Origin of the sequence: Phytoactinopolyspora endophytica (genome assembly GCF_004138495.1) — a bacterium.
Lineage (GTDB): Bacteria > Actinomycetota > Actinomycetes > Jiangellales > Jiangellaceae > Phytoactinopolyspora > Phytoactinopolyspora endophytica.
This window is the reverse complement of sequence record NZ_ML142876.1, coordinates 1-9,480: the sequence shown is the minus strand read 5'-3', so window position 1 is coordinate 9,480 and position 9,480 is coordinate 1. Positions and strand designations below refer to the sequence as shown.

The 9,480-nt window shown below is 67.1% G+C and carries 9 protein-coding genes; 5 read left to right on the top strand and 4 right to left on the bottom strand.

Annotated features, from left to right (window positions below):
• The 3 genes from cysS to ELR45_RS32185 form a co-directional block, all read left to right on the top strand.
• Positions 1-1,418, top strand: a 1,418-nt coding sequence (cysS, locus tag ELR45_RS32195; protein ID WP_129669966.1) for a cysteine--tRNA ligase, incomplete at its 5' end; no start/stop codon positions are given.
• On the top strand, positions 1,408-2,376 hold the full coding sequence (rlmB, locus tag ELR45_RS32190) for a 23S rRNA (guanosine(2251)-2'-O)-methyltransferase RlmB (protein ID WP_129669936.1): 969 nt from the start codon (positions 1,408-1,410) through the stop codon (positions 2,374-2,376). The genes cysS and rlmB, both read left to right, overlap by 11 nt.
• 128 nt (positions 2,377-2,504) lie before the next feature.
• Complete coding sequence (locus ELR45_RS32185; RefSeq protein ID WP_129669935.1) at positions 2,505-3,662, top strand: acyl-CoA dehydrogenase family protein; 1,158 nt, start codon at positions 2,505-2,507, stop codon at positions 3,660-3,662.
• Positions 3,663-3,680: 18 nt separating this feature from the next.
• Here the strand turns inward: ELR45_RS32185 and ELR45_RS32180 are convergent, their stop codons facing one another.
• The 3 genes from ELR45_RS32180 to ELR45_RS32170 all read right to left on the bottom strand — a co-directional run bounded on the left by ELR45_RS32180 (position 3,681) and on the right by ELR45_RS32170 (position 6,748).
• Positions 3,681-4,121, bottom strand: a complete 441-nt coding sequence (locus ELR45_RS32180; protein WP_129669934.1) for an LPXTG cell wall anchor domain-containing protein — start codon at positions 4,119-4,121, stop codon at positions 3,681-3,683.
• 160 nt (positions 4,122-4,281) lie between these two features.
• Positions 4,282-5,550, bottom strand: a complete 1,269-nt coding sequence (locus ELR45_RS32175; protein WP_129669933.1) for a DUF4032 domain-containing protein — start codon at positions 5,548-5,550, stop codon at positions 4,282-4,284.
• Between the two features lie 73 nt (positions 5,551-5,623).
• Positions 5,624-6,748, bottom strand: coding sequence for an ABC transporter ATP-binding protein (locus ELR45_RS32170; protein ID WP_129669932.1), 1,125 nt, complete (start codon positions 6,746-6,748; stop codon positions 5,624-5,626).
• Positions 6,749-7,081: 333 nt separating this feature from the next.
• Between ELR45_RS32170 and ELR45_RS32165 the strand changes: the two genes are divergently transcribed.
• Together ELR45_RS32165 and ELR45_RS32160 are read left to right on the top strand one after the other, a co-directional pair.
• Positions 7,082-7,519 (top strand): CBS domain-containing protein, encoded by a 438-nt coding sequence (locus ELR45_RS32165; RefSeq protein WP_129669931.1) that lies wholly within the window; start codon positions 7,082-7,084, stop codon positions 7,517-7,519.
• Between the two features lie 89 nt (positions 7,520-7,608).
• Positions 7,609-8,925, top strand: coding sequence for an MFS transporter (locus ELR45_RS32160; RefSeq protein ID WP_129669930.1), 1,317 nt, complete (start codon positions 7,609-7,611; stop codon positions 8,923-8,925).
• An 18-nt stretch (positions 8,926-8,943) separates the two neighbouring features.
• Here the strand turns inward: ELR45_RS32160 and ELR45_RS32155 are convergent, their stop codons facing one another.
• Positions 8,944-9,243 (bottom strand): Dabb family protein, encoded by a 300-nt coding sequence (locus ELR45_RS32155; RefSeq protein ID WP_129669929.1) that lies wholly within the window; start codon positions 9,241-9,243, stop codon positions 8,944-8,946.
• Positions 9,244-9,480 lie beyond the last annotated feature (237 nt).

Here is a 9,480-nt window from a genome sequence, read left to right as displayed (position 1 = left end):
ACCCGGGCAAGGTGGGTATCTATCACTGTGGTCTGACCGTACAGGGTCCGCCGCACATCGGGCATATCCGCAAGGAGGTCGTGTTCGATGTTCTGCGGCGGTGGTTCGAGTACAACGGGCTCGAGGTCACCATCGTCGCCAACATTACCGACATCGACGACAAGATCCTCGACAAGTCCGGAGCGGCGGGGCGCCCGTGGTGGGCGTGGGCGTATGAGAACGAGCGGGCGCTCGATGCGGCCTACGAGGTTCTCGGATGCACACCCGCCACCTACCAGCCCCGGGCGACGGGGCACATCACCGAGATGGTCGAGCTGATGCAGACGCTGATCAAGAACGGACATGCGTATCCGGCCGGCGACGGTTCCGGCGACGTGTACTTCGACGTCCGTTCCTGGCCCTCGTATGGCCAGCTGTCCGGCCAGAAGATCGATGACATGGCGCCGGCGACGGACTGTGACGAGCGCGCCAAGCGTGATCCGCGGGACTTCGCGCTCTGGAAGGGACACAAGCCCGGCGAGCCGGAGACCGCGTCCTGGCCGACGCCGTTCGGCCGTGGCCGGCCCGGCTGGCACCTGGAATGCTCGGCCATGGCCGCGAAGTACCTCGGCGAGGAGTTCGACATCCACGGAGGTGGGATCGACCTCCAGTTTCCACACCACGAGAACGAGCTCGCCCAGTCCCGCGCGGCCGGGCAGCCGTTCGCCCGGTACTGGATGCACAACGCCTGGGTGACCCTGGCCGGCGAGAAGATGAGCAAGTCGCTCGGGAACTCGTTGCTCGTGTCGGACGTGGTCCGTAGGCTGCGCCCGATCGAGCTCCGCTACTACCTGCTGGCAGCGCACTACCGCAGCGCCATCGACTTCTCCGAGGAGTCGATGGCCGCAGACGGCGCCGCGTACCGGAGACTGGAAGGCTATGTGACACGGGCGTCCGAGGCGGTGCCCGACGTCGTCCCCGGCGGCGCGGTGCCACCGGCGTTCGCCGAGGCGATGGACGATGATCTGTCGGTCCCGCAGGCGCTCGCGGTCCTTTTCGACGCGGTGCGCGAGGGCAACAACCTGCTGGCTGCCGAGATGTACGAGGAGTTGGCGGCGAACCTGTCGAGCGTGCGCGCCATGCTGGGCGTGCTGGGGCTGGACCCGCTCGCCGATCCATGGGTAGGCCTCGACTCGGTCGGCAGCGCCGGAGACCGGCTCCGCGACCTCGTGGACGGACTGGTCAGGACGCTGTTGGACCAGCGGCAAGAGGCGCGCAAGCGCAAAGACTTCGCGGCCGCCGACGCGATCCGCGACCGGCTGAACTCGTTGGGGATCCACGTGGAGGATGGACCGTCCGGCACTCGCTGGGACTTGGCGGACACCAGCATTGACAGCGAACGTAGTCCTGATCCAGGAGGCAAGACCGATGGCGGGTAACTCCCGACGGCGCGGCGCGATGCGCAAGCCCGGAACCAAGAAGGGCATGCAGGTAGGGTCCGGCGGGCAACGTCGCCGCGGGCTCGAAGGTAAGGGTCCGACGCCGCGAGCCGAAGAGCGCACAGGGCACCCGGCGTCCAGGCGGGCGGCCGCGAAACGCAAACAGGCAGAGGCTTCGACGTCGCGCCGCTCAGGAGCGGCGGAGACCGGGCGGCCTGGCGCCACGGAGACCGTCGCCGGTCGCAACTCGGTGGTCGAGGCGTTGCGGGCCGAAGTTCCGGTCAAGGCGCTGTACGTCGCCGAGCGGATCGACAGTGACGACCGGGTCCGGGAAGTACTGCGGACCGCTGCCGACCGCGGAGTCTCCGTGCTGGAGGCTCCGAGGTCCGAGCTGGACCGGGTCACCGGGGGCGCAGTGCACCAGGGGGTGGCGCTGACTCTGCCGCCCTACGACTATGCCCATCCGGATGACGTCCTCGCCAGAGCTCATAAGGCGGGTGAACCGCCGTTGGTGGTGGCGCTCGACGGCGTGACAGACCCCCGGAATCTCGGCGCCGTGGTGCGGTCGGCGGCTGCTTTCGGCGCACACGGGGTGGTGATTCCGGAACGCCGCAGCGCGGGCATGACCGCCGGCGCATGGAAGACGTCCGCTGGAGCGGCGGCGCGCCTTCCGGTGGCGCGTGCCACCAACCTGGCTCGCCAGCTGCGTGCCTATCAGGAAGCGGGGCTCTTCGTCGTCGGACTGGACGGCGATGGGGAACTCGAGATCAGTGACGCCGAAGCCATCACCGAGCCGCTGTGTCTGGTCATCGGCTCTGAGGGGGCGGGCATGTCCCGAATTGTGTCCGAGGCGTGTGACCTCGTCGTTCGGATACCCATCGCACGGAGCATCGAGTCACTGAACGCGGGAGTCGCCGCCGGGGTGGCCCTGTACGAGATTTCTCGCGCCAGGCGGTAAGCTGACGCTGCCGCTGTTCGCCGTGTGACCCGGGTCACCACCCGTTCACGGCGTCCTGGAGGCAGCCGACGACCACCGCGCGGAGGATGATCTCCGACCCGTGCGAGAGCCGTGGAGGTGCTTTCGACGTGCCCGCAGAACGCATGCTGCCGACCCCGGAGGCCGGTGACCTGCTGGCCCTTGTCCGTGACATCGCCGACGCGGAGCTGGCCCCGCGATCCGACGCGGCCGAAGCTGCGGCCGAGTACCCTCGCGACGCATTGCGCCTTCTCGGGCGTTCGGGCCTGCTCGGTCTCCCCTACGACGAAGACGTCGGCGGCGGTGGTCAGCCGTACGAGGTGTACTTGCAGGTAGTGGAGGAGCTGGCCGCACGCTGGGCTACGGTGGCGCTCAGCGTGAGCGTGCATACGCTGTCGTGCTTGCCCCTGGCCGCTCACGGCACGACGGAACAACGTAAGCAATGGCTTCCCGAGATGGTGGGTGGGGAGCTGCTCGGTGCCTACTGCCTCTCCGAGCCACATGCCGGGTCCGATGCCGCGGCGTTGACGACTCGCGCCGTACGCGACGGTGACTGCTATGTGCTCAGCGGCACCAAAGCGTGGATCACCCACGGAGGCCACGCGGACTTCTATACCGTCTTTGCGCGCACCAGCGACGACGGGACGCAGGGGATCACGTGCTTCCTGGTTCCGGGCGATGTCGAAGGGCTGTCGTTCGGTGCTGCCGAGAAGAAGATGGGCCTCAATGGCTCTCCCACCACCGTCGTGCACTTCGACCAGGCACGGGTGCCCGCCGAGAACTGTGTCGGCGAGGAAGGTGCGGGCTTCGGAATCGCGTTGCAGGCCCTCGACTCGGGCCGCCTGGGGATCTCGGCCGTCGCCACCGGGCTTGCCCAGGCCGCGCTCGACGCCGCTGTGGGGTATGCCAGGGAGCGCGAGCAGTTCGGGCAGCCGATCATCGCTCACCAAGGGCTGGGCTTCGTGCTCGCCGACATGGTCGCTGCCGTGGAGGCGTCCCGAGCGCTGTACCTGACCGCCGCCAGGCGGCGCGATGCCCGTCTCGCGTACCGGCGCCAGGCCAGTGTCGCCAAGCTGGTCGCCACGGACAACGCCATGAAGGTCACGACCGACGCCGTACAGGTTCTGGGCGGGGCGGGATACACCCGTGATTTCCCGGTGGAGCGCTACTTCCGGGAGGCCAAGGTGATGCAGATCTTCGAAGGCACCAACCAGATTCAACGCCTGGTGATCGCACGAGACCTCGAACGCGCGGGGGAGCCTCGTTAGCCGGTTGCGCCGCAGACTCTAGGTGAGCTGGTCGGATCCTCTCCGGAGCCGGTAGAACAGGCCCGCCCCGGCGGCGATCATCGCGAACCCGATCCATGCCAGCGGCCCTGTGCCGTCACCCGTATTGGGCAGGTCATCGTCATCGCCGCCAGGCGGATCGTCATTCGGGGACTGGATGGACGCCCGGGGCCGTTGCTCGGGTATGGCGTCCTGAGCCGCTTCGTCCGTGGATTCTGGATCGGCGATCGCGGCGGCGTAGTGCGTGCCGTACGTGCCGTCGGCAACGATCAGCGAGCCGCCACCTGTGAGGGTTCCGGAGGACACCCGGAAGGTGTCCGCCGTCGGCGGCTCGCCCTGGGCGACGGCAGGAGTCACGGACGCCAGAAGGGCGATGACGCCGGCGGCCGCACCACCGGCCACAGACGTCTGCCATCTGCGGCGACGTGCTGGTTGCTTCATCGGTCCTCGTCATGACGTCAGTGGCGCTATCTATTGACCGAGCACGATAGCAGTTCAACTCGCGTGAGCACGTACCAATCCGCCCTTCGATCGGCGACGAACGCTGGGCATGAAGAGGCTTCGGCATCCGTGGCATCCGTGGCATGTGCGGGATGCCGGACTAACCCAGCTCGTCCCACGGGATGCGGAACGGCTGCGTCTCCTCTGGATCAACCGCGGTGCCGCCGAGGATGGCGAGTTCGTCCGGCTTGTGCCGCAGGACCGAGTCCACGTAGTCCTGCGCCGCGTCGTTGAGCCCGACGTCGTAGCCGGACTGCTCGGACAGGTACCACCGGTGCTCGAGCACCTCGTGGTAGATCTCAGGGGCCTCCAGCTTGCCGCGGAATTCACGGGGTATGGTCCGCATGACCGGCTCGAAGCAGTCCATCACCCAGGCGTTGGCCACGATCTCCTCGTCCTCGCCCTGCTGGTCCGTCTCGGCGCTGTACGCGTCAAGGTCGTTGAGCAGCCGGCGGGCCTGGTTCTCCTGCGCGTCGATTCCGGTCAGCCGTAGCAGCCGACGAGAGTGGTGGCCGGGGTCGACCACCTTGGGCTGCACGCGGACGGTGCGGCCGCCGATGTCCGTCACGATGTCGAGCTCGGCGACGTCGAACCCGAGGTCGTTCATGCGCTCGACGCGGCGCGCGATCCGCCACCGCTCGTTGACGTCGAACGCTTCCCATTCGGTGAGCTCGGACCACAACGTGTAGTAGCGCTCGACGACGTGGTCGCTGGTGGCGATCGGGTCGACGGTGTCGTCGAGATAGCCGGCCGCCGCCAAGTCCATCATCTCTCCCGCGATGTTCACCCGGGCGATCTCGATGTCGTGATCGCGCTGCCCCTTGCTCAGGCGGTTGTGCAGATCGCCGGTCTCGGCGTCGACCAGGTACGCGGCGAACGCTCCAGCGTCACGACGGAACAGCGTGTTGGAGAGCGAGCAGTCGCCCCAGTAGAAACCGAGCAGGTGGAGCCGGGCTATCAACACGACGAGCGCGTCGATCAGCCGCTCGACGGTCTCTCTGCGCATCATGCGCGCGAACAGCGCCCTATAGGGCAAGGAGAACTGCAGATGCCTGGTGACCAGGATCGAGTCGAGCGGTTCGCCGTTCGGGGCTTCGCGGCCGCTGATGACACCCACCGCCTGCACTGACGGGACGTCCAACCGCTCCAGATCGCGCAATAGCCGGTACTCCCGGTCGGCGAAGGACTGCACGACCTCTTTGAGTGCGTAGACGCGTCCGCCGAGGCGGGTGAATCGGACGACGTGCCGCGAGATGCCACGGGGCAGGGCGACCAGGTACCACTCGGGCCACTCTTCGAGAGGCATGTCCCACGGCAGGTCGAGAAGAGCCTGTTGCTCGTGCGGCGTGGCGAGGATTCGCAGTTCCATAGGGCCTTATTGTCCCCGACAAAGAAGCGGCGGGTGGCCGGAAGGCCACCCGCCGCTTCTTGAACGGTACGTGTCAGGACTCGATACGCTCGCCGGTCTTGACGGAGAAGAAGTGCGATTCGCCGTCCTTGACCGTGAACGTGACCTTCTCACCCTTGTGCGGGGCCATCCGCGGCTCGACACGGGCGATCACTGTGTCGCTGCGCATCCGGTCACTCTGCTCCTCGGCCTTCGGGCCCGCCGGGTGGCCGTAGACGTAGGCCTCGGAGCCGAGCTCCTCGACGAGGTCGACCGTCACCGGGATGCCGCCGACGTCCTCGCTGGAGACCGGCACCAAGGACTCGGGGCGGAAGCCGACCGTGACGGTGTCGGAGCCTTCTGCCTTGACAGCGCTGGAGACCGCTGGCGGAAGGTGAACGTCCGCTTCTCCCAGCTGCGCGCGGTCCCCTTCAACAAGGTCGAACGTCGCGATGTTCATGGCGGGCGAGCCGATGAAGCCGGCGACGAAGACGTTGGCCGGCTTGTCGTACAACTTCAGCGGTGTGTCGACCTGCTGGAGATGTCCGTCCTTGAGCACGCAGACCCGATCGCCCATCGTCATGGCCTCGATCTGGTCGTGCGTGACGTAGACGGTGGTGATGCCCAGGCGGCGCTGCAGCGACGCGATCTGGGTGCGGGTGGAGACACGGAGCTTCGCGTCCAGGTTGGACAGCGGCTCATCCATGAGGAACACCTGCGGCTCACGGACGATGGCGCGGCCCATGGCGACACGCTGGCGCTGACCACCGGAGAGCGCCTTCGGCTTGCGGTCCAGGTACTCGACGAGGTCGAGCAGCTTGGCGGCCTCCATCACCCGCTGCTGAATATCGGCCTTCGGGACGCCCGCGATCTTCAGCGCGAAGCCCATGTTCGCCGCGACGGTCATGTGCGGGTAGAGAGCGTAGTTCTGGAACACCATGGCGATGTCCCGGTCTTTGGGAGGCATGTGGGTCACATCGCGGTCACCGATGCGGATGGAGCCGCCGTCGACCTCTTCCAGCCCGGCGAGCATCCGGAGGCTGGTGGACTTTCCACATCCCGATGGTCCGACGAGGACCAGAAACTCGCCGTCCTCGATCTGAAGGTCGAGGCTGTCGACGGCGGGTGCGTCCTGGCCGGGGTATACCCGGCTTGCCTTGTCATAAGTGACAGTGGCCATGGTGCTGCTTCCCTTCACCGGCAGGTACGTGCCGGACGATCCGTAGTGAAGTGGACGGATATGAAATTGTCCCCCGGGGTTCCCGGGGGTGTCTTAAGACAATACACAGTGCGGGTGAGTCACGTCACGTAGCGTCCGACGATGAGACTGTTGTCACACGCCGCAGGAGCTGCCGGTCCCGGGCCCGGTCCGCATGGCGGGCACGTGAATGGGTAATAGGGGCACCAGCGACATTCCAGGCGGCCAGTTTGGCCGAAAGGGTTTCGCGAACGACGGGAACGCCGTACGGTGCAGTTGCACGAGGTGTACTCCGCGTCTATCAGGAGGCTCCCCATGCACGTGTCCGACCTGCTTCGTATCAAGGGCAGCTCCGTTGTCACGGTCCGCCCTGACGATGACGTCCGCGCCCTGCTCGCGTTGCTGGCTGAGCATCATATCGGCGCCGTCGTCGTGTCCGCGGACGGAGCGGCGATCGACGGCATCGTCTCCGAGCGCGACGTCGCCCGAGCGCTGAACCGCCAGGGTGCCGCCGTACTGTCACATGAGGTGTCCTCCATCATGACGGCTGAGGTGCGCAGCTGTGCACCGGACACACATCTGGACGAGCTGTCCCAGGTGATGACCGAGGGCCGGTTCCGGCACGTCCCGGTGGTCATGGACGGGCGGATGGTCGGCATCGTCAGCATCGGCGACGTCGTGAAGAGCCGCATGACCGAGCTCGAGGTGGAACGGGACTCTCTGTCGTCCTACATCAGGACCGCCTCGACCTGACCTTTCGACCGTCGCGGATGCTGCCATGTGAGTCCACACGGGGCAGCCAGCCGGTGTCCACAGCCGGGCACGGTGGACAATGACTACTGATGTCGATGTCGTGCCGAGCCTGGGTCGTATGGGGTGTCGGGCTCGTCGCCTACATCGTCGCCGTCCTGCACCGCACCTCCTTCGGCGTTGCGGGGCTCGATGCCTCGGCCCGGTTCGACACCTCCGCGAGCCTGCTCGCGTCGTTCGTCGTCGTGCAGCTTCTGGTCTATGCGGGTCTGCAGGTCCCGATCGGCGTGCTGATCGATCAGATCGGCCCGCGCCGGCTGCTGATCATCGGCGCTGTGGTGATGGCGCTCGGCCAGGCCGTGCTGGCCATGGCGACGTCGGTTCCGGCTGCCGGCTGCGGACGAGTGCTGGTGGGCGCCGGGGACGCCATGACGTTCGTCAGCGTGCTGCGCCTCGCCGCCTCCTGGTTCCCGCCCGGGCGGGTTCCGTTGCTCACACAGCTCACCGGATTGATCGGTCAGCTGGGGCAGGTGCTGTCGGCGGTGCCGTTCGTCGCCGTGCTGCATCGGTTCGGGTGGACGCCGGCGTTCGTGTCCGCGGCAGCGATGAGCGTGTTGGTGGCCGTGCTCGCCGTCGCGGCGGTCCGTGATTCGCCGGACAGCAGGGCACGCCCGATCCAAGGCAATATGTGGCGGGGCGTCGGCCATGACCTCGTCACTGTGTGGCGGCATCCCGGGACCCGGCTCGGGTTGTGGGCGCATTTCTCCACCGGCTTCGCCGGCATTGTGTTCGCGATGATGTGGGGCTTCCCGTTCCTGGTGGCGGGGCAGGGTCTCTCCCAGGGCGCTGCCGGCTCGCTGCTCACGGTGATGGTGTTCGCCGGCGCGGTAGCGGCACCGGTCCTGGGTGTGCTGGTGCAGCGGCATCCGATGAGGCGGTCATGGTTGGTGCTGGGTGTGGTGATCGCGAACGCGGCGGCGTGGACCGCGGTGCTCGTGTGGCCCGGACCCGCCCCGGTGTGGCTGCTCGTTCTCCTGGTGATGTCCTTGGCCCTCAGCGGCCCGGGATCCATGGTCGGGTTCGACTTCGCCCGGACATTCAATCCGCCGAACAAACTCGGCACGGCGACCGGGATCGTCAACGTCGGTGGCTTCACCGCCGCGCTGTTGACGATCCTGGCCATCGGAATGGTGATCGACGTGCGATCGGGAGGCTCGAGCACCTACGAGCTGGACGACTTCCGCGTCGCGCTCTGCGTGCACTACGCCATCTGGCTGATCGGGCTGATCGGCATTCTCCGTACTCGCCGGATGCTGCGGCAGCGGATGGCTGAGCACGGCGTAGTGGTTCCGCCGATCCGAGAGGTGGTGGCCCGCAGACTCCGCCACCGCCGGCAGTCGGCGCGCTGAGACAACGTCCCGCCTCGGTCAGACCTCGACGTCGACGCAGGCGCGCTCGGTCACCACGGTCTTCACGTAAGCGACAGCCTCGAGGTGTGCGGGGTGGTCCTGGTAGTCCTGCAGCGCCTCGGCCGAGTCGTGTTCGGAGATCAACACCACGTCCCAGTTGCTCTGGGCGACTCCGAGGTCCGCGCCCACCCAGAGGTTGCGTAGACCGGGCACCAGACCGACGAGCGGCTCGAGTCGGCGGCGCATCTCGTCGAGCGTTCCGGTGCGGTCGGAGCGGGCCTGGTCTGTGAGCGTCCAGCTGACGACGTGACGGATCATGCGAAACCTCTCTGGAACGAAACAGAGTCGGACGAGCCACCAACAGTAGCGGCACATCTCACGTTCGACGTGGAACGGTCGCCGACAGGGCCCTGAAACGCATCCATGGGGTGGGCGTGGCCTTGTGTTATGTGATCGTGAAAGCGTTAAACGGGTCTTCGGATCTCAGCGGGGAGGCCATCCTTCGGGGTGGCCTTCTTTGTGTGTGGCGGTGGGCTGATGGGGACGAAGGTGCCG

What these genes read in the sequence shown, in the direction of transcription:
- rlmB (WP_129669936.1), top strand. Translation starts at nt 1,408, where the DNA reads ATGGCGGGTAACTCCCGACGGCGCGGCGCGATGCGCAAGCCCGGAACC.
- ELR45_RS32180 (WP_129669934.1), bottom strand. Translation starts at nt 4,121, where the DNA reads ATGAAGCAACCAGCACGTCGCCGCAGATGGCAGACGTCTGTGGCCGGT.
- ELR45_RS32175 (WP_129669933.1), bottom strand. Translation starts at nt 5,550, where the DNA reads ATGGAACTGCGAATCCTCGCCACGCCGCACGAGCAACAGGCTCTTCTC.
- ELR45_RS32170 (WP_129669932.1), bottom strand. Translation starts at nt 6,748, where the DNA reads ATGGCCACTGTCACTTATGACAAGGCAAGCCGGGTATACCCCGGCCAG.
- ELR45_RS32165 (WP_129669931.1), top strand. Translation starts at nt 7,082, where the DNA reads ATGCACGTGTCCGACCTGCTTCGTATCAAGGGCAGCTCCGTTGTCACG.
- ELR45_RS32160 (WP_129669930.1), top strand. Translation starts at nt 7,609, where the DNA reads ATGTCGATGTCGTGCCGAGCCTGGGTCGTATGGGGTGTCGGGCTCGTC.
- ELR45_RS32155 (WP_129669929.1), bottom strand. Translation starts at nt 9,243, where the DNA reads ATGATCCGTCACGTCGTCAGCTGGACGCTCACAGACCAGGCCCGCTCC.